Source organism: Blastococcus capsensis, from assembly GCF_030165005.1.
Taxonomy (GTDB): domain Bacteria; phylum Actinomycetota; class Actinomycetes; order Mycobacteriales; family Geodermatophilaceae; genus Blastococcus; species Blastococcus capsensis.
The window spans coordinates 390,076-409,036 of sequence record NZ_JASNNW010000002.1; the positions used below are offsets into that span (position 1 = coordinate 390,076).

15 protein-coding genes and 1 pseudogene are annotated in these 18,961 nt (G+C 71.2%); 15 read left to right on the forward strand and 1 reads right to left on the reverse strand.

The genetic code is table 11. The features are described from left to right. Window positions 1-131 precede the first annotated feature (131 nt). Entirely contained in the window at window positions 132-803 is a 672-nt protein-coding gene (locus QOZ86_RS04290) for a demethylmenaquinone methyltransferase (RefSeq protein ID WP_284490761.1), read from the forward strand. Window positions 804-1,124: 321 nt separating this feature from the next. After that, entirely contained in the window at window positions 1,125-2,714 is a 1,590-nt protein-coding gene (locus QOZ86_RS04295; protein WP_284490712.1) for an ATP-dependent nuclease, read from the forward strand. Window positions 2,715-3,199: 485 nt separating this feature from the next. On the opposite strand, the pseudogene QOZ86_RS04300 reads toward QOZ86_RS04295, so the two are convergent. Continuing rightward, a pseudogene (locus QOZ86_RS04300) lies at window positions 3,200-4,843 on the reverse strand (IS1634 family transposase). A 192-nt stretch (window positions 4,844-5,035) separates the two neighbouring features. Here QOZ86_RS04300 and QOZ86_RS04305 point away from each other — a divergent pair. The 13 genes from QOZ86_RS04305 to QOZ86_RS04365 all read left to right on the forward strand — a co-directional run bounded on the left by QOZ86_RS04305 (window position 5,036) and on the right by QOZ86_RS04365 (window position 18,949). Beyond that, window positions 5,036-5,689, forward strand: coding sequence for a GNAT family N-acetyltransferase (locus QOZ86_RS04305; protein ID WP_284490713.1), 654 nt, complete (start codon window positions 5,036-5,038; stop codon window positions 5,687-5,689). 150 nt (window positions 5,690-5,839) lie between these two features. Continuing rightward, a complete protein-coding gene (locus QOZ86_RS04310; RefSeq protein WP_284490714.1) occupies window positions 5,840-6,499 on the forward strand; it encodes a phosphoribosyltransferase in 660 nt (219 codons plus the stop codon). An 87-nt stretch (window positions 6,500-6,586) separates the two neighbouring features. Then, window positions 6,587-7,858: a geranylgeranyl reductase family protein gene (locus tag QOZ86_RS04315; protein WP_284490715.1), complete on the forward strand. Its 1,272-nt coding sequence runs from the start codon at window positions 6,587-6,589 to the stop codon at window positions 7,856-7,858. 96 nt (window positions 7,859-7,954) lie between these two features. Continuing rightward, window positions 7,955-8,317, forward strand: a complete 363-nt coding sequence (locus QOZ86_RS04320) for an NADH-quinone oxidoreductase subunit A (protein WP_284490716.1) — start codon at window positions 7,955-7,957, stop codon at window positions 8,315-8,317. 13 nt (window positions 8,318-8,330) lie between these two features. Further along, complete coding sequence (locus tag QOZ86_RS04325; protein WP_431521197.1) at window positions 8,331-9,008, forward strand: NuoB/complex I 20 kDa subunit family protein; 678 nt, start codon at window positions 8,331-8,333, stop codon at window positions 9,006-9,008. 40 nt (window positions 9,009-9,048) lie between these two features. Then, window positions 9,049-9,798 carry an NADH-quinone oxidoreductase subunit C gene (locus QOZ86_RS04330; RefSeq protein WP_284490717.1) on the forward strand — a complete coding sequence of 250 codons (750 nt, stop codon included), beginning with the start codon at window positions 9,049-9,051 and terminating at the stop codon, window positions 9,796-9,798. Between the two features lie 13 nt (window positions 9,799-9,811). Further along, complete coding sequence (locus QOZ86_RS04335; RefSeq protein ID WP_284490718.1) at window positions 9,812-11,143, forward strand: NADH-quinone oxidoreductase subunit D; 1,332 nt, start codon at window positions 9,812-9,814, stop codon at window positions 11,141-11,143. After that, on the forward strand, window positions 11,140-12,192 hold the full coding sequence (gene nuoE / locus QOZ86_RS04340; protein ID WP_284490719.1) for an NADH-quinone oxidoreductase subunit NuoE: 1,053 nt from the start codon (window positions 11,140-11,142) through the stop codon (window positions 12,190-12,192). The genes QOZ86_RS04335 and nuoE overlap by 4 nt, the downstream gene beginning before the upstream one ends. A gap of 3 nt (window positions 12,193-12,195) precedes the next feature. After that, complete coding sequence (gene nuoF, locus QOZ86_RS04345; protein ID WP_284490720.1) at window positions 12,196-13,524, forward strand: NADH-quinone oxidoreductase subunit NuoF; 1,329 nt, start codon at window positions 12,196-12,198, stop codon at window positions 13,522-13,524. After that, complete coding sequence (locus tag QOZ86_RS04350; RefSeq protein ID WP_284490721.1) at window positions 13,521-16,010, forward strand: NADH-quinone oxidoreductase subunit G; 2,490 nt, start codon at window positions 13,521-13,523, stop codon at window positions 16,008-16,010. Before nuoF ends, QOZ86_RS04350 begins: the two co-directional genes overlap by 4 nt. Then, on the forward strand, window positions 16,007-17,488 hold the full coding sequence (gene nuoH, locus QOZ86_RS04355) for an NADH-quinone oxidoreductase subunit NuoH (RefSeq protein WP_284490722.1): 1,482 nt from the start codon (window positions 16,007-16,009) through the stop codon (window positions 17,486-17,488). The genes QOZ86_RS04350 and nuoH overlap by 4 nt, the downstream gene beginning before the upstream one ends. Then, window positions 17,481-18,095, forward strand: a complete 615-nt coding sequence (nuoI, locus tag QOZ86_RS04360) for an NADH-quinone oxidoreductase subunit NuoI (RefSeq protein WP_284490723.1) — start codon at window positions 17,481-17,483, stop codon at window positions 18,093-18,095. Before nuoH ends, nuoI begins: the two co-directional genes overlap by 8 nt. After that, entirely contained in the window at window positions 18,092-18,949 is an 858-nt protein-coding gene (locus QOZ86_RS04365) for an NADH-quinone oxidoreductase subunit J (RefSeq protein ID WP_284490724.1), read from the forward strand. Before nuoI ends, QOZ86_RS04365 begins: the two co-directional genes overlap by 4 nt. Window positions 18,950-18,961: the final 12 nt, after the last annotated feature.

An 18,961-nucleotide genomic window follows, 5' to 3' on the forward strand; every position in this document is an offset into this window, starting at 1 on the left:
TCCAGAGTAGGAGGCCTTGTAGCGTCGCTGCCGTGGCAGACCGGCGAGAGACCCCGCTCAGGCCCCCTTCCGGGTCCCGCCCCGAGCCTGGGAGGGACGGGGAGAAGGGGGTCCTTCCACTGCGGGCCGGGCTGGACAAGCGACCGGCCGAGGTCGCGGCCATGTTCGACCGCGTCGCGAAGCGCTACGACGTCACCAACACGGTGCTGTCGGGCGGTCTGGACGCCTCCTGGCGGCGGGCCACCCGCGAAGCACTCGGTGCCCGCCCGGGGCAGACGGTGCTCGACGTCGCCGCCGGGACTGCGGTCTCCACCGTGGAGCTGGCCGCCGGGGGCGTGGCGGCGATCGCCTGCGACTTCTCCCAGGGGATGCTGCGCGCCGGGGCGGCCCGCACGGTGCCCAAGGTGGCCGGCGACGCGATGGCGCTGCCGTTGGCCGACGAGAGCGTCGACGGCGTCGTCATCTCCTTCGGCCTGCGCAACGTGGCCGACCCCGACGCCGCGCTGCGCGAGTTCTCCCGGGTCACGAAGCCGGGTGGCACGCTGATCGTCTGCGAGTTCTCCAGCCCCACCTGGGCGCCGTTCCGCACCGTCTACACCGAGTACCTGATGAAGGCGCTGCCGCGGATCGCCCGTGCGGTGAGCAGCAACCCCGAGGCCTACGTGTACCTGGCGGAGTCGATCCGCGCGTGGCCCGACCAGGCTTCGCTCGCAGGTCGGATCCAGGACGCCGGCTGGTCCGACGTCGCCTGGCAGAACCTCACCGGCGGGATCGTCGCGCTCCACCGCAGCCGCAAGAAGTGACCCGTCCGGCGCGGGTGATCCGCGGGGACCGGTCGCTGCCACCCGGCTACGCCCACCCCACGCGTCGGAGGAAGCCAGGCGGATCGCCGAGTGGGGCACGGTGCTGCGCGGGGCACGACCCGTCCGCGGCGCAGGAGCGGTTCCTCCGGCTACGGGACCGCACCTGCCGGCACCCGGGCTGCGCCCAGCCGGCCGGGCGCACCGACGCCCACCACGTGGTGCCCTACGACTGCGGTGGGCGCACCGGGTGCGAGAACCTCACCAACTGCCAGGCACACCCCTAGGTCGCATCACCGCGCGAGCGACGGTAGTAGTTAGGTCATGACGCTTCGCTACCGACTGTCCGCGTTGGCATCCAACGGCGGTGACCAAGTAACGGTCCCCAGCGTGGGGGTGACCTGCATCGTCGGTGGCAACAACGCGGGCAAATCCCAAGCTTTGCGCGACATTGTCCAAATCATCAGCGACCGGAGCGCGCGACCGGTCGCCGTCACGGCGATCGCGGCGGCACTCACCGGTGACCTTTCACAATCCGAAGAATGGCTGGAGACAACAGCGGTGCGCCAGCCAGCTCCTCCGGGATATCCCCCTAGCTACACTCCGACGCATGGTGGAAACCAGCTAACCCTTGAGCAATTCAATACATGGATACGCGGAGCTAGTGATGGACTCTTAAGTCACGCCGCAACCTTCTTCTACTGGCACGCCACAGCGGGTGCCCTTGTTGGCTATGCCACAGGCGGCATGGGAACTCCCGGCATGGGTCCAGCCGCATCGCCGCTGGGTGCTCTATTTCGGGACGGAGATCTCGAAGAGAGGTTGTCGGTTCTCTCACGTGAGGTCTTCGGTCAGCCACTGACCCTTGATCGGGTAAATGGAGATGTTCGCCTTCGGGTGGGCGACCCGGGGCTGCCCGCACCCCCATTGAATCGGCCGACTTTGCAGTACGCGGACGCCGTACGCCGACTCGCCAGCTTGGAGCACCAGGGGGACGGCATGAGAGCCTTCATGGGCTTAGCGCTGTATGTCGTCGCGGGTGGCGCCCAAGTGCTGCTCGTTGACGAGCCGGAGGCCTTCCTGCACCCTGCACAGGCGCGCGCGCTAGGACGCTGGCTCGCCACCGAGGCGCAAGCGCAGGATCGACAGATAATCCTTGCCACGCATGATCGCGACCTTGTCCTAGGCCTCTTGGACGCGGAGGCGCCCGTGAAGATGATTCGCATCAGTCGAAACAGCGACCGGACGTCACTTCACGAACTGTCCGAGGCGGAACTTTCCGACATTTGGGCCGACCCCGTCCTGAGGTACTCAAATGTCCTGCAGGGACTTTTTCACGAGCAAGTGGTGGTATGCGAGGCGGACGCCGACTGTCGCTTCTATGGCGCCGTGCTGGATGCGCTCGCCACAGAGAGCGGTAGTCGCTCACTGGCGGATGCCACCCTGTTCGTTCCCAGCGGTGGTAAGCAGCGGGCACCCGTTCTTGCGGGTGCGCTAAGTAGACTTGGCGTTTCTGCGTACGTGATAGCCGACTTTGATCTACTGAATGATCGCGATCAATTGAAGGCTGCACTGGTGTCCGTAAACGGTGTGTGGGACCAAGATCTGGACCGCCTATATCTTGCAGTGGCAGGCTGGGCGAATCAAACCTCCGCATGGCCCTCGCTGAAGACGCAAGGCCTGAGTGGACTCAAGGCTGGCACTGTCTATAGCGCCGGCAAAGACCTTCTCGACCGGTTAGCGTCTATGCGACTGCTGCTCGTCCCCGTAGGAGAAATGGAGAGCTTCGACAAGAGCGTCGACGGCCACGGCTCACCGTGGGTTAGCGCCATGCTCGAAAAGGGTGGTCACAAGTCGTCAGCTGAGGCTCGCCAGCTGGTGGGGCCGCTGGCCGCGCGAAGCGCGGCCACTTGACTTGAAGAAGCACCATAACTCGGGTGAATTGCTAGCCCGCTGCCAGCGTGCCGCTCCGCTAAGGCTCGCCCCGAAGGTGGCTTCAGGGGCACCCAAGGGGGTAGTCGTACTGGTCAACTGAAGTGACTGCAGACCACCTCGGGGTCACGGTTTGCGACGGCTCGACCAGTACCAAGCCAGTCCAGCGATCCCGAGGCCCAGGACGAGGCAGATGACGACCCAGAAGGCCGGACCCGGCAGTGGCTGGCCGAGTCCGTGCGCGTGGTTCGGGATGGCAAGGAGCGAGAATCCCGTCCAGATGAGCACCAGCGGGCCTCTCGCCCGCTTTGCGTCCTCGCGATCCTCGCGCTCAAGGCGAGCCCAGACCGACTCCTAGCCCTCTGGGTCGTCCGGCCTGCTCACGCTCGGACGCTAACCGGCTCTTCGCGACCTCGCCGACCAACCGGCCCTGCCGGCACCCCCTCCACCGTCAGACCTGAGTTCGGTCATTTCGTTAGTGCGTGAGATTCCGAGCCGGCGAGGGCGTCGATGATGGTCTGGCGGGCGGGGTCGATCTGGGGCGGCAGCGTGACGGTGGTGCCGTTGATGGCGATGATCGCTGAGCGCAGCGGCCGGAGCTGACGGATCACGTTGCGGACCGCCAGGCCGCTGCGGTTCTGCACGGTGCGGGCGACGGCCAGGGCGGTGAACACGATGGTCAGGTGCGCCTCGATCGCATCGCGGGTGCGCACGAACATGGGCCGGGCGGCCAGGTCGGTCTTGCTCATCCGGAAGGACCGCTCCACGTGCCACAGGTCGTGGTAGGAGCTGATGACCTCGCCCGGGGGCATGACGGAGACGGGGATGTTGGTGACGTACCCCTTGAGGCCGACGAGCCGGCGAGCCCGTGCGAGGGCTTTGTCGTCCAGGGTGCGGGCGTCGCCCTTGATCGTGACGAACCTGGGGGTGCGGGCGGCCTTCTCGCCGGCCACCACGTCCCGGGCGCGGTTCTCCTGAGCGGTCAGGGTCCTGTTGTCCCGGGCGGCGCGCTTGGCCGAGTATGCCCACACTGCCCGCCACGAGCCCGGGTGCTGACCGGGTTCTCAGAGCGGTTCGGCCTTCAGGGCCGGGTCGTTCTCGTGGTTGGGTCCGGTTCGGGGGGTGAGGGTGTCGATGACCTGTCCGTCGGTGAACGCGTCTCCGTGCCAGCGGAAGTGGGATTCCAGGTCGATCGGGGCCTTGGTCACCCGGGACCCAACGATGAAGCGCAGGTTCGCCTCGTCCAGCTCGCGCAGGTTCTTCGCCGAGAGCATGCCGGCGTCGGCGACGATGACCATGTCGGCCAGGCCGTGACGGTTCTGGAACTGCTTGACGATCGGGACGGTGGTGGCCGTTTCGGCCTTGCTTCCTTCGAAGCAGCCGATCTCCAGCGGGAACCCGCCACGGTCGACGAGCAGGCCGACGACGATCTGTGGGTCGACCCGGCGTTCCTTGGAGTAGCCGACCTTGCGTAGGTCGTCTTCCTTTTCGGCCTCGAAGTACAACGTGGTCACGTCGTAGAGCACCAGGGAGACGTCTCCTCTGCTCGACGCGTGGTCGAAGCACAGGGCGGCGACCCTGTCGCGGTAGGTGTCCTGGTGCGCGCGGGTCAGGGTGCGGCGCATCGTCTTCTCACTCGCCGGCTTGCGCCCCAGCTCGGCGAGCACCCTGCCGGTGTCCAGGATCGAGGTCGGCTCCACCAGCCGGGCGATCACCAGGTCCCGGAACACCTCGTCGCCGACCGCGTCGAAGCCCAGGCTGGTGAACACCCCGGCCAGGGCCTCGAACAGCGCCCGTGAATCGGTCGACACGACCCGGCCGGGGCCATCCCGGCCGCGACCCGGAGCTGTCTGCGGCGCGTCGAACAACCCGGGCCCGCGGGAAGGGCGGACCAGCGACGCTACCGGCGGTGTGGGCTCGACGCCGATGTCGAGAACGCCCTGGGCGGGATCTTCCAGCAGCTCACGGGCGCGCTGCAGCAGCACTCCCAGCTCCGCCTCGGTGTGCGCGGAACCGACATGCTTCACGATCCGCTGCCGCCCGCCGACGTACTGCGCGATCTGCACCGCCGTCGCTCCAGAAGCGGTCCGCACCCGCCGGATGAACGCCACATCCGCGACCCTAGGCAAACCGCTTAGTGCGTGAAAACGCCCCTACCGCAGCACATCACCGCCGGTCAGCGCGCTGCCGCTCGCCGATCCACGAGCCAGTGACCGAACTCAGGCCAGACGTACCGGAGGAACCGCCGCCGTTCTGACGGGGCCGGCGGCACCTGCGTCGGCCAAGCAGGAAGGATCACGCGCATGAGCCAGACCGTGCTGCCGACGGGGGAGCCCCTGATCGGACAGTTCGTCCGACTGGACGTGCTGACCGTGGCCGACCTGGCCGAGCTGTCGTCGCTGCTGGCCGATCCGGAGATCTACCGGAGCGGGTACGTGATGCACCGTCAGCCGGCGTCGGCCGAGGATGGTGTCGCACTGGCGCGTGAGCGGTTCCTGCGGCCGGGCTTCCCCGACGGCCGAGGGGGTGGCGGTCGCACGACCTATGCGGTCCGACTCGTGGCCGACACCGAGCTCGGCCCGGCCGGCACGCTGGTCGGCACGTCGGCGCTGGCCGAGGCGGACCTGCACGACGAGCGGATCCACCTCGGCTCGACGCTCTACGGCCGACCGTGGTGGGGGACGCGAGTCAATCCGGAGACCAAGCTGCTCCTGCTGGCCCACTGCTTCGAGGAGTGCGGGTACGGCCGGGTGAAGATCCAGACCGATGCCCTCAACACCCGGTCGCAGGCCGCCATCGCCAAGCTGGGGGCGCAGCGGGAGGGCCTGATCCGGCGGGACATGAAGCGGGAGGACGGCACTTTCCGCGACTCGGTCGTCTTCAGCATCCTGATCGAGGAGTGGCCGGCGGTGAGGGCAGGGCTCCAGCGCCGTCTGGAGGCTAACGTCGACGCATGACGACACCAGCCTCGCCGCAGCCCCAGGATCCCGACTCCTCGCCGACGGATCCGGTGCCGCCACTGCCGGACCCCATTCCGAAGCCCGATCCCGACGACCCGGGTACACCGCGTCCGGAATCGGACCCGGTGCCGGTGGTGTAGCGGCGTCGTGCAGCGCGCCCGATACGCCGATCGGCACGACGCCGGGCGCGTGCTCGCGGGCGCGCTCGCCGGACGGGCGGACGGCGGCACCCTGGTGCTGGGTCTCCCGCGCGGCGGGGTCGTCGTCGCCGCAGAGGTGGCCGCGACCCTCGGCGCGGAGCTGGACGTGCTCGTCGTCCGCAAACTGGGGGTGCCGGGGCACCCGGAGCTGGCGATGGGCGCGATCGCGGCCGTCGGGAACGCCGTCGAGACGGTGTGGGTCCGCCGCGTCCTCGACCGCCTCGAACCGGACGAGGCCGACATCGACGCCGTACGCGACCGCGAGACGGCCGAGCTGCGTCGCCGCACGGCCGCCTACCGCGGCGCCCGGCCGGCACCGGCACCGGCCGGGCGGCACGTCGTGCTCGTGGACGACGGTCTCGCGACCGGTGCCACCATGCGGGTCGCCGTCCACGCGGTCATGGCGAGCCGGCCGGCCCGCCTGACGGTCGCCGTCCCGGTCGGCCCGCCGGAGGTCGTCGCCGAGCTCGCCGCGGTGGTCGACGCCCTGGTCTGCCCCGTGGTGCCGGGGGACTTCCGGTCCGTCGGCCAGGCGTACGCCGACTTCGCCGAGACCACCGACGGCGAGGTCGCCGACGCGCTGCGCCGAGGGGGGACTGTCGGCTAGATCACAGGGCGGCCTAGACTCGGGACCACGGGTTTGTGAACGTTTTCACAAGCGACCGGACTCGAGGGCGGACCGGAGGTGGCGGGCATGACGCAGCCGAGCGTCGAACACCGGGCCGACGTCGTCGTGGTCGGGGCCGGCCCAGCCGGGTCCAGCGCCGCCTGGCACCTCGCGCACAGCGGGCTGGACGTCGCGGTGCTCGAGAAGGCCGAGTTCCCCCGGGAGAAGGTCTGCGGGGACGGGCTGACCCCGCGCGGGGTGAAGGCGCTCCACGACATGGGGATCGACACCTCGTCCTCCGGGTGGGTGCGCCGGCGCGGCCTGCGGGTGCACGGTGGCGGTCGGGTGGCCGAGGTGGACTGGCCGCGGCTGGACTCCTGGCCCGACCACGGGCTGGTCCGCACCCGCCGGGAGCTCGACGCCCAGCTGGCCGGCCACGCCGAGGCCGCCGGCGCGCGGTTGATCACCGGCGCCACCGTCACCGAGCCGCTGCTGGACGACGCCGGACGCGTGGTCGGGGTCCGCGGTGAGGTCGGTGACGACCGCCAGCCGGTCGTCTGGCAGGCACGGCTGGTCGTCTCGGCCGAAGGTCTCTCCGGCCGGCTGGCCAAGAGCCTGGGCCTGCTGCGCCGCACCGACCGGCCGCTGGGCGTCGCCGTCCGCCGGTACGTCCGCAGCCGGCGCAGTGACGACGACTACCTCGACATCGCCTTCGACCTGACCGCCGACGGTCCCACCCGTGACTGCATGCCCGGCTACGGCTGGATCTTCGGCATGGGCGACGGGACGGCGAACGTCGGGTACGGCCTGCTCGACACCCGCCGTGGCACCGGCGCCGACCGGAAGGCGATCCTCCGGCGCTGGCTGGACACCTTCCCGGCCGAGGACGGGCTGGGCGAGGACGACGCGGTGAGCCCGCTGCGCGGCGCGGGCCTCCCCATGGCGCTGAGCCGTGGCCCGGCCTACACCCGCGGCCTGCTGCTGGCCGGTGACGCCGCGGGGACGGTGAACCCCTGCAACGGTGAGGGGATCAGCTATGCGATCGAGAGCGGTCGCATGGCGGCCGAGGCCGTCGCTGCCGCCCTGGCGGTCCCGGAGGGGGCGCGCCGGGAGGCGCTGCTGCAGCGCTACCCCGAGCGGCTGCGCGCCGAGCTGGGGCGTCATCACCGGCTCGGCCTCGGTCTGCTGGCTCTGCTGGCCCGGCCGGCTGTCGTCCGGCTGGCGACCGCACGGGGCCTGCGCCGCCCGGCACGTGCCGATGCCGCCCTGCGGCTGATGGGCAATCTCAGCGACGGTCGCGACGGCGATGCGGTCGACCGTGCCCTCGCCGTCCTCCTGCGCCTGACGCCGGCGACGTGAGGTGGCCGACATGACGACGAGTCGACGACACGACACGCACGCTCGGTGCACGTCCCATCACCTGTCCGTGACCCCCATCACCCTAGGGTGCAGCTGATGCTCTCGACCTACGTCCCGATCGTCGGGCTTTTCGTGCTCGCCGCGGGGTTCGCGTTGTTCTCCGTCGCCGTCGCCCCCTACGTCGGACCGCGCCGGTACAACCGGGCCAAGCTGGCGGCCTACGAGTGCGGCATCGAACCGGTGGACCAGCCGCTCACCGGCGGCCGTTTCCCGGTGAAGTACTACCTGACGGCGATGTTGTTCATCGTCTTCGACATCGAGATCGTCTTCCTCTACCCGTGGGCCGTCGCCAACGACGCGCTGGGCGTGTGGGGCCTGGTCGCGATGGTCGTGTTCATCGGCACCGTCTTCCTCGCCTTCGCCTACGAGTGGCGGCGCGGCGGGCTCGAGTGGGACTGAGGGGAGTCTGACCATGGGCCTCGAGGAGAAGATCCCCAGCGGGGTGCTGCTGACCAGCGTCGAGAAGCTGGTCAACTGGACCCGCAAGTCGTCGCTGTGGCCCGCGACGTTCGGGCTGGCCTGCTGCGCGATCGAGATGATGGCCTCCGGCGCTGGTCGCTACGACCTCGCCCGGTTCGGCATGGAGGTGTTCCGGGCCTCGCCGCGCCAGGCCGACCTGATGATCGTCGCCGGGCGGGTGAGCCAGAAGATGGCCCCGGTCCTCCGGCAGATCTACGACCAGATGCCCGAGCCGCGCTGGGTGCTCGCGATGGGCGTCTGCGCCAGCTCCGGCGGCATGTTCAACAACTACGCGATCGTCCAGGGCGTCGACCACGTCGTCCCGGTGGACATGTACCTGCCCGGCTGCCCGCCGCGGCCGGAGATGCTCATGGACGCGATCCTCAAGCTGCACCACAAGATCCAGCACGAGCCGCTGGGCGAGAAGCGCGCACGGCAGCTGGAGCAGGCGCGCGCCGAGGGGACGGCGAAGGACCTGCACGTGGAGATGCCGTCGACCGTGCGCGTCGACAAGGGCGCCCGACGCGCCTACGAGGCCGCCGCCGCGGAAGGGCGCACCGGCCAGTTCCTGATCGAGCAGCGCGGTGGCAACGCGGTGCTGCTGCCGGGCGAGCGGGGTGGGCGGCGATGAGCGGGCCGAAGGTCACCGGTTCCGCACCGGAGGTAGGTCGATGAGCAATGACGGTGGCGCGGTCGTCCCCGGCCGCGAGGAGGCCGGCTACGACGCGAGCACCGCGCCGTCGGGTGGTTTCCGCAAAGGCGCGTTCGGGGTCAGCGGTAGCGGCGACACCTCCGGTTTCGGTGGGCTGGTCCGGGTCGAGCCCGGCGGTGCGGTGGCGCTGCACTCCACCGAGCGTCCCTACGGGGGTTACTTCGACGAGGTCACCGACGCCCTGATCGAGGCGGTGGGCGAGGCCACCTACGCGGCCGCCGTCTCCCGGGTGCTGGTCGACCGCGGCGAGATCACCTACTTCGTGGCGCGCGAGCACCTGCTGACGCTGGTGCAGGCGCTGCGCGACGACGAGGCGCTGCGCTTCGAGCTGTGCAGCAGCGTCTCCGGCGTGGACTACCTCGACAGCGGCGGCCCCGCCGTCGACCCCGGCCGCCCGCGGCTGCACGTCGTCTACCACCTGACCTCGATGACCTACCGGCGCCGTGTCCGGCTGGAGGTGGCGGTGACCGCGGAGGACCCGCACGTCCCGTCGGTGACCGGGATCTACCCGACGGCGGACTGGCACGAGCGCGAGACCTGGGACATGTTCGGCATCGTCTTCGACGGCCACCCGGCGCTCACGCGGATCCTCATGCCCGACGACTGGGACGGCTTCCCGCAGCGCAAGGACTACCCGCTCGGCGGGATCCCCGTCGAGTACCACGACGCCACCATCCCGCCCCCGGACACGCGGCGGGCGTACCGGTGAGCGGGGAGAGCAGATGAGCACCACGTACAACCCGAACGACCCCTACGCCGGCTCCCGCGAGACAACCGAGGGCCGCGTCTACACCGTGACCGGCGGGGACTGGGACCTGACGCTGGGGGCCGATCCGCACGGCGAGGAGCGCCTCGTCGTCAACATGGGCCCGCAGCACCCCTCCACCCACGGCGTGCTGCGACTGGTCCTCGACCTCGAGGGCGAGACGGTCACCAAGGCGCGGGTGGTCATCGGCTACCTGCACACCGGCATCGAGAAGAACACCGAGTACCGCAACTGGGTGCAGGGCACGACCTTCGTGACGCGGATGGACTACCTGGCCCCGCTGTTCAACGAGGCCGGCTACTGCATGGCGGTCGAGAAGCTGCTCGGCGTCCAGATCCCGCAGCGCGCCGCGACCATCCGCGTGCTGGTCATGGAGCTCAACCGGATCGCCTCCCACCTGGTCGCGCTCGCCACGTTCGGCATGGAGATGGGTGCCCTCACGGGCATGACCAACGGCTTCCGCGAGCGCGAGATGGTCCTCGACCTGCTCGAGGAGATCACCGGCCTCCGGATGAACCACGCCTACATCCGGCCCGGCGGCCTGGCGCAGGACCTGCCCGAGGGGGCGGTCGAGCACATCCGCGAGTTCCTCGAGGTCATGCCGAAGCGGGTGGCCGACTTCCACCGGCTGCTCACCGGCCAGCCGATCTGGCAGAACCGCCTCAAGGACGCCGGCTACCTCGACCTGACCGGTTGCGTCGCGCTCGGCGTCACCGGGCCGATCCTGCGTGCCACCGGCCTGGCCTGGGACCTGCGCAAGGTCGAGCCCTACCTCGGCTACGAGACCTACGACTTCGAGGTGCCGACCGCCGACACCTGCGACGCCTGGGGCCGCTACCTGGTGCGCATGGCAGAGGTGAACGAGTCGCTCAAGCTCATCGCCCAGGCGCTCGACCGGCTCGAGCCCGGCCCGGTCATGGTCGAGGACAAGAAGATCGCCTGGCCGGCGCAGCTGTCGCTGGGGCCGGACGGCATGGGCAACTCGCTGGACCACGTGCGGCACATCATGGGCCAGTCGATGGAGGCCCTGATCCACCATTTCAAGCTGGTGACCGAGGGCTTCCGGGTGCCCGCCGGGCAGGTGTACGTGCCGATCGAGTCGCCCCGTGGAGAACTCGGCTACCACGTGGTGAGCGATGGCAGCACCCGGCCGTGGCGCGTGCACGTGCGCGACCCCAGCTTCGTCAACCTGCAGGCCACGGCGGTGATGAGCGAGGGCGGCATGATCGCCGACGTCATCGCGGCGATCGCTTCGATCGACCCGGTGATGGGGGGAGTGGACCGATGAGTGCACTGCCAGGCAGCCCCGAGGGGACGGCGATCACCGGGCTGGACTCGAGCCCGGTCGACGCCGCGGCCCTCGCCGAGCTGCCGCCGCTGACCGAGCAGACCCGGGTGGAGGCGCGGGAGATCATCGGCCGCTACCCGGTGGCGCGCTCCGCCCTGCTGCCGATGCTGCACCTGGTGCAGAGCTACCAGGGCTTCGTCACGCCGGAGGGCGTCGCGCTGTGCGCCGAGGAACTCGGTCTGACCAAGGCCGAGGTGGGCGCGGTCGCGACGTTCTACACGATGTACAAGCGCCGTCCCACCGGCCGGCACCTGGTCAGCGTCTGCACCAACACGCTGTGCGCCGTGCTCGGCGGGCAGCGGATCATGGACGCGCTCAGCGCCGACCTCGGCGTCCACCACGACGAGACCACCGCCGACGGCTCGATCACCCTCGAGCACGCCGAGTGCCTGGCCGCCTGCGACTACGCGCCCGTGGTCACCGTGGACTACGAGTTCTACGACCAGCAGGACGTCGACAGCGCCCGCGAGCTGGTCGCGGCCCTGCGCCGCGGTGAGAAGCCGACGCCGACCCGCGGGGCACCGCTCACCGACTTCCGGGGCATCTCCCGCCAGCTCGCCGGCTTCTCCCAGCACCCCGACGCCGCGGCTGCCGCGGCCGCCGTGGACGCACCGGGCAACTACGAGCCCACCCTGCGCGGGTTGCGCCTGGCCGCCGAACGCGGCGAGTCCGCCCCGCCGATGCGCGGCCCGGAGCGCGAGCCCGCCGATGCCGGTGAGCCGAGGGAGACCGTGCGGCCCTCCGGCGGGACAGGGGAGAGCCCTGGCCAGGAGGCGGCCGACGCGCGGGTCGCCGCAGCGGACACCCCGGCGGAGAAGGCCGGCGCGGCCGGTTCGCACCCGGACGCCCCGGAACCCGCCGGCCGGCGGCTTCCCGACGGCCGGAAAGGCACCGACACCCCGGCCGGGCAGGAGCCCGGCACGAGTGGTCAGGGACCCGGCGGCTCCGCCAGGACCATCGAGGGCCGTGGCCCGAAGCGGAGGAAGTGAGTCATGCCCCTCACCCCCGTCCTCACCACCCGCTGGGCCGCCGACCAGTCGTGGCGGCTGTCCACCTACGAGCGGCTCGACGGCTACGCCGCGCTGCGCACCGCGCTCTCCATGGCCCCGGGCGAGCTGGTGACCATGGTCAAGGACTCCGGGCTGCGCGGCCGCGGCGGCGCCGGCTTCCCCACCGGGATGAAGTGGAGCTTCATCCCGCAGCCCAAGCCGGGAGAGGAGCCCACCGGCCCGGCGGCGATGCCCAAGTACCTCGTCGTCAATGCCGACGAGGGCGAGCCGGGCACCTGCAAGGACCTCCCGCTGATGATGGCCGACCCGCACTCGCTCATCGAGGGTGTGATCATCTCGGCGTACGCCATCCGGTCGCACCTGGCGGTGATCTACGTGCGCGGCGAGGCGGTGCACGCCCACCGGCGGCTGATGAACGCGGTGGGGGAGGCCTACGCCGCCGGCTACCTCGGCACCGACATCCTCGGCTCGGGCTACGACCTCGAGCTGATCGTGCACGCGGGTGCCGGCGCCTACATCTGCGGTGAGGAGACCGCGCTGCTGGACTCGCTGGAGGGCTACCGCGGCCAACCCCGGCTCAAGCCCCCGTTCCCCGCGGTCGCGGGGCTGTACGGAGCCCCGACGGTCATCAACAACGTGGAGACCCTGGCCAGCGTCCCGTTCGTCGTGCGCGGCGGAGCGCAGTGGTTCAAGGACTTCGGACCGGAGAAGTCACCCGGCCCGAAGATCTACTCGCTGTCGGGCCGCGTGGTGCGGCCCGGCCAGTACGAGGCACCCATGGGCACCACGATGCGGGAGCTGCTCGAGATGGCCGGTGGTGTCCGCCCCGGGCACCAGTTGAAGTTCTGGACCCCGGGCGGGTCGTCGACGCCGTACTTCACCGACGAGCACCTCGACGTCCCGCTGGACTTCGACTCGGTGGCCGCGGCCGGCTCGATGCTCGGTACGACCGCGCTGATGGTGTTCGACGAGACCGACTCGATCGTCGAGGCCACTCTGCGCTTCACCGAGTTCTACGCGCACGAGAGCTGCGGCAAGTGCACCCCCTGCCGGGAGGGCACCTACTGGCTGGTGCAGATCCTCGAGCGGATCGCGCACGGCCGGGGTACCGCCCAGGACCTCGACATCCTGGTCGACACCTGCGACAACATCCTGGGCCGGTCGTTCTGCGCCCTCGGTGACGGCGCCACGAGCTGCATCACCAGCTCGCTCAAGTACTTCAAGGACGACTACGTCGCCCTGCTGCCGCCCGAGGAGCAGTCCCGCCTGGGCCGGTCCCTCCACATCGAGCCCGTGGGAGTGGCGTCATGACGCTCACGCCGACCAATCCGCCACCGGCCCCGGCCGTGCCGCCGGGCGCTCCGGGGCCGCACACCCCGCCGGACGCCGTCCACTGCACGATCGACGGCTTCGACGTCGCGGTGCCCAAGGGGACGCTGATCATCCGTGCGGCCGAACAGGTCGGCGTCTTCATCCCGCGGTTCTGCGACCACCCGCTGCTCGAGCCGGTCGGTGCCTGCCGGCAGTGTCTGGTCGAGGTGGAGGGTCAGCGCAAGCCGGTTGCTTCCTGCACCATGCCCGTCACCGACGGCATGGCGGTCAGGACGCAGCTCACCAGCCCGGTGGCCGACAAAGCGCAGCAGGGCACCATGGAGCTGCTGCTGATCAACCACCCGCTGGACTGCCCCACCTGCGACAAGGGCGGCGAGTGCCCCCTGCAGAACCAGGCGATGGGCCACGGCCGCACCGAGAGCCGGTTCGTCGACGAGAAGCGCACCTACCCCAAGCCGCTGCCCATCTCGTCGCAGGTCCTCCTCGACCGCGAGCGGTGCGTCCTGTGCGCCCGGTGCACGCGCTTCTCCCAGCAGGTGGCCGGCGACCCGTTCATCGAGCTGTTCGAGCGCGGGGCGCTGGAGCAGGTCGCCATCTACGAGGACGAGCCGTTCGAGTCCTACTTCTCCGGCAACACCACCCAGATCTGCCCGGTCGGCGCCCTCACCAGCGCGCAGTACCGCTTCCGCGCGCGCCCCTTCGACCTGCGCAGCGAGGCCAGCGTCTGCGAGCACTGCGCGTCCGGTTGCGCAATGCGCACCGACTACCGGCGCGGCAAGGTCACCCGTCGGCAGGCCGCCGACGACCCGGCGGTCAACGAGGAGTGGACCTGCGACAAGGGCCGCTACGCGTTCCGCTACGCCACCTCGAACGAGCGGCTGACCACTCCGCTGGTGCGGGGGGCGGACGGGACCCTGCAGCCGGCGTCCTGGCCCGAGGCGTGGGCCGCGGCCGCCACCGGCCTGCTCCGGGCCCGTGCCGAGGGCGGCGTCGGCGTGCTACCGGGTGGCCGGCTCACCTTCGAGGACGCCTACGCGTGGGCATCCTTCGCGAGGGTGGCCCTGGGGACCAACGACGTCGACGCCCGAGCACGGGCCCACTCGGCCGAGGAACTGGAGTTCCTGGCGGCCGCCGTCGCCGGCACCGGACCCGCCACCGGCGCGGTCACCTACGACGACCTGGGCAGCGCCCCCGCCGTGCTGCTCGCCGGCCTGGAGCCGGAGGAGGAGTCGCCGATCCTGTTCCTGCGGCTGCGCCGCGCCGTGCGCTCCAGCAAGCTGCCGGTCTTCGACCTGGCGCCCTTCGCCACCCGCGCGGCGGAGAAGCTGCAGGCCACGGTGCTCACCACGCTCCCCGGCGCAGAGGCACGGTCGCTGCACGCGCTCGCCGAGGGCACCTGGGGCGGCCCCGCGGTGGAGGCGCTCCGCCGGCCCGGCGCCGTCGTCCTCGCCGGCGAGCGGCTGGCCGAGGTCCCCGGCGCGTTCTCCGCCCTGCTGGACCTGTCCCGGGCGACCGGCGCCCGGCTGGCCTGGGTGCCCCGCCGGGCCGGCGAGCGCGGCGCCGTCGAGGCCGGTGCGCTGCCGAACCTGCTCCCCGGCGGCCGGAGCGTCGAGGACGACGACGCCCGCGCCGAGGTGGCCGCCGCCTGGGGCATCGACCCCGCGGCCGTCCCGGCGGTCCCCGGCCGCGACACCACCGGGATTCTCACCGCGGCGCGCAGCGGCCGGCTGCCCGGATTGCTCATCGGCGGCGTCGACCCGGCGGACCTGCCCGACCCGGCGCTGGCCCTCGCGGCGCTGGACGCGGCGGCGTTCGTCGTCAGCCTGGAGATGTTCCCCAGCGCGGTGACCGAGCGCGCCGATGTCGTGCTGCCGGTGGCGGCCGCACCCGAGAAGGCGGGCAGCTACCTGGACTGGGAGGGCCGGCTGCGGAGCTTCGACGCGACGCTGCACGGCACCGGGCGGCTGACCGACGGGCGGGTGCTGCACGGCCTGGCCGACGAGATGGACGTCGACCTGCGGCTGCCCGGCCACGAGGCCGCGCGGGCCACGCTGTCCGCGCTCGGCGCCCGCCGGTCGGAGCGGCCCGGTCTCGTCGTCGCCCCGCCGGCCGCCCCGGTGCTCCGCGACGACGAGGCGGTCCTGGCCTCCTGGCGCCAGCTGCTCGACGTGGGCGCGCTGCAGCGCGACGAGCCGGAGCTGGCCGGCACCGCCCGGCGTCCGGTGGTCCGTATCGGCCCGGGGACGGCCGCTCGGCTCGGGCTCGCCGACGGCGAGCGGCTCACGGTCAGCGGGGCCACCGGCTCGGTCAGCCTGCCGGTGGAGATCACCGCGATGCCGGAGCAGGTGGTGTGGCTGCCGATGCGTTCGCCCGGCAGCGAGATCCGGACCGACCTGGGTGCCGGGCCGGGGGCGGTCGTGCGGCTGGTCCGCGCGGCAGCCGTCGTCGGAGAGGGCGTGCGATGAACCTCTGGGCCGCGGCCGACCAGCCGACGCTGGCGGACTTCGGGCACGACGTCTGGTGGATCGTCCTCATCAAGATCGTCGGTGTCTTCGCCGTGCTGGTGCTGATGACGCTGTTCGCGATCGTGTTCGAACGCAAGGTCGTCGCCCGCATGCAGCAGCGGATCGGCCCCAACCGGGTCGGCCCGCGCGGCTCCCTGCAGAGCCTCGCCGACGGCCTGAAGCTGGCGTTCAAGGAAGACATCATGCCGGCGATGGCCGACAAGCCGGTGTACTTCCTGGCGCCGATCATCGCGACCATCCCGGCGTTCGTCGCGTTCTCCGTCATCCCCCTGGGGCCGGTCGTCAGCATCTTCGGCCAGCAGACGCCGCTGCAGCTCACCGATGCACCGATCGGCGTGCTGGTCATCCTGGCGATGTCGGCGATGGGCATCTACGGGATCGTGCTGGGCGGCTGGGCGTCCGGTTCCACGTACCCACTGCTGGGCAGCCTGCGCAGCGCGGCCCAGATGATCAGCTACGAGATTGCGATGGGGCTGTCGCTGGTCGCGGTCTTCCTCTACGCCGGGACGATGTCGACGTCGGAGATCGTCGCCGCCCAGGCCGACGGCAACGAGGTCTCCTTCTTCGGCTGGGAGTTCACCGGGCCCAGCTGGTACGTGGTCCTGCTCCCGGTCTCCTTCGTCATCTACGCGATCGCCGTCGTGGGGGAGACCAACCGTGCGCCGTTCGACCTGCCCGAGGCAGAGAGCGAGCTGGTCGGGGGCTTCCACACCGAGTACTCGTCGCTGAAGTTCGCGCTGTTCTTCCTGGCCGAGTACATCAACATGGTCACCGTCTCCGCCCTGGCCGCCACGCTCTTCCTCGGCGGCTGGCGGGCGCCGTGGCCGATCTCGATCTGGGACGGCGCGAACACCGGCTGGTGGCCGCTGTTGTGGTTCTTCCTGAAGGTCGTCGTCGCGTTGTTCGTCTTCATCTGGCTGCGCGGCACGCTGCCTCGGCTGCGGTACGACCAGTTCATGCGCTTCGGCTGGAAGGTGCTGGTCCCGGTCTCGCTGGTGTGGATCCTCATCGTCGCCACGATGCGCACCGTGTCCCGGGAGACCGACCTGTCCGCCGGTGAGGTCGCCCTCTACGTGGGTGTGCCGGTGGCGCTCGTCCTGCTGGTCGGCCTCTGGCTCGGCGGCCGGGCCAGCCACCGCGACACCCGGCTGGACGCCGTCGAGGCGGCCGCCGGCTCCAACCACCCGACGCAGATCCAGCCCGAGGTCCTGCCACCGGCCGGTGCACGCCGGCGGGCGACCGGAGGCCCGAGCCGGGCCGAGGGCGGTTTTCCGGTTCCGCCGATGGACCTGACGGTTCCGCCGTCGCCGCGGCTGCGCCGGCAGCCGGTGAGCACCGGCGGGGAGCCGGTCCCCGGAGCGGTCGTCGGCACCGGACGGCGCGGCGCCACCACATCCGAGGAGGACGGCGATGCCTGAGCAGAGCAAGCCCGGCGAGCAGGACGTGGTGCGCCGCTCCCGCGGGGAGGTCGAACCCTCCACCGGGGGCGACCGGAAGCGCCCGGCGGTACGCGACCGCCTGATGCCCGCCGCGGTCCAGGGCTTCGGCGTCACCTTCGCGCAGATGTTCCGGACGGTGACCACCGAGCAGTACCCGTTCGAGCCGAAGGTGACAAAGGCCCGCTACCACGGGCGGCACGTGCTCAACCGGCACCCCGACGGGCTGGAGAAGTGCGTCGGCTGCGAGCTGTGCGCCTGGGCCTGCCCGGCCGACGCCATCTACGTCGAGGGCGGCGACAACACCGAGGACGAGCGGTACAGCCCCGGTGAGCGGTACGGCGCGGTCTACCAGATCAACTACCTGCGCTGCATCTTCTGCGGGTTGTGCATCGAGGCCTGCCCGACCCGCTCGCTGACGATGAGCAACGACTTCGAGCTGGCCGACGACAACCGGCGCGACTTGATCTACACCAAGGAACAGCTCATGGCCCCGCTGCTGCCCGGCATGGAGGCCACCCCGCACCCGATGCGGCTCGGGGACGACGAGAAGGACTACTACGTGCGCGAACCGGAGGCCCGGTCGTGACGCCGGAGACCGCGGGCGTCGTCATCGGCACCGGCGAGGCCGTCGTCTTCTGGGTCCTCGGCCCGCTCGCCCTGGCCGGAGCGCTGGGCATGGTGCTCAGCCGCAACGCGGTGCACTCGGCGCTGTGGCTGGTGCTGACCATGCTGTCCCTGGGCGCCTTCTACGTCGTCCAGGAGGCGCCCTTCCTCGGCGTGGTGCAGGTGATCGTCTACACCGGGGCGATCATGATCCTCTTTCTGTTCGTGCTCATGCTCGTCGGGCGGGACTCCTCCGACTCGGTGGTCGAGACGTTGCGGGGGCAGCGGATCGCGGCGCTGCTGCTGGGGGCCGGCTTCGCCGCACTGGTCGGCGCCGGCATCGCCCGCGCCACCCAGGACCTGCCCGTCGCCGGCCTCGAGGCGGTGCAGGGTGGGGTGGGCGGCCCGGCATCGGGCAACGTGGAAGCGATCGCCGGGCTGCTCTACACCCGCTACCTGCTGGCCTTCGAGGTCACCGGCGCGCTGCTCATCGTCGCCGCGGTCGGTGCGCTGCTGCTCACCCACGTCGAGCGGGAACCGGGCAGCCGGCAGACCCAGAAGGAGATGTCGCGGGCCCGGTTCCTCACCGGCCGCCCGCAGACCTTCCCCGGGCCGGGTGTCCACGCCCGCGCCACCTCGGTGGCCGCGCCGGCGCTGCTGCCCGACGGCAGCCTCGCCGAGGACAGCTTCGCCACCGGGATCGAGCCGGAGCAGGTCGAGCAGATGCCCCGACCGGCCGGCCGGGAGCAGCTCGGCTCCCCGGACGCCGCGCTCGGCTCTCTCGACCCCACGCTCAGCGACACCCCGGGCGGCCGGACCGGAGGGGAGCACAGGTGAGCGAGCGTGCGA

Coding starts and splice junctions, on each gene's coding strand:
- QOZ86_RS04315 (WP_284490715.1), top strand. CDS start 6,587: ATGACGCAGCCGAGCGTCGAACACCGGGCCGACGTCGTCGTGGTCGGG.
- nuoH (WP_284490722.1), top strand. CDS start 16,007: ATGAACCTCTGGGCCGCGGCCGACCAGCCGACGCTGGCGGACTTCGGG.
- QOZ86_RS04325 (WP_431521197.1), top strand. CDS start 8,331: ATGGGCCTCGAGGAGAAGATCCCCAGCGGGGTGCTGCTGACCAGCGTC.
- nuoF (WP_284490720.1), top strand. CDS start 12,196: ATGCCCCTCACCCCCGTCCTCACCACCCGCTGGGCCGCCGACCAGTCG.
- QOZ86_RS04335 (WP_284490718.1), top strand. CDS start 9,812: ATGAGCACCACGTACAACCCGAACGACCCCTACGCCGGCTCCCGCGAG.
- nuoI (WP_284490723.1), top strand. CDS start 17,481: ATGCCTGAGCAGAGCAAGCCCGGCGAGCAGGACGTGGTGCGCCGCTCC.
- QOZ86_RS04320 (WP_284490716.1), top strand. CDS start 7,955: ATGCTCTCGACCTACGTCCCGATCGTCGGGCTTTTCGTGCTCGCCGCG.
- QOZ86_RS04295 (WP_284490712.1), top strand. CDS start 1,125: ATGACGCTTCGCTACCGACTGTCCGCGTTGGCATCCAACGGCGGTGAC.
- QOZ86_RS04305 (WP_284490713.1), top strand. CDS start 5,036: ATGAGCCAGACCGTGCTGCCGACGGGGGAGCCCCTGATCGGACAGTTC.
- QOZ86_RS04350 (WP_284490721.1), top strand. CDS start 13,521: ATGACGCTCACGCCGACCAATCCGCCACCGGCCCCGGCCGTGCCGCCG.
- QOZ86_RS04330 (WP_284490717.1), top strand. CDS start 9,049: ATGAGCAATGACGGTGGCGCGGTCGTCCCCGGCCGCGAGGAGGCCGGC.
- nuoE (WP_284490719.1), top strand. CDS start 11,140: ATGAGTGCACTGCCAGGCAGCCCCGAGGGGACGGCGATCACCGGGCTG.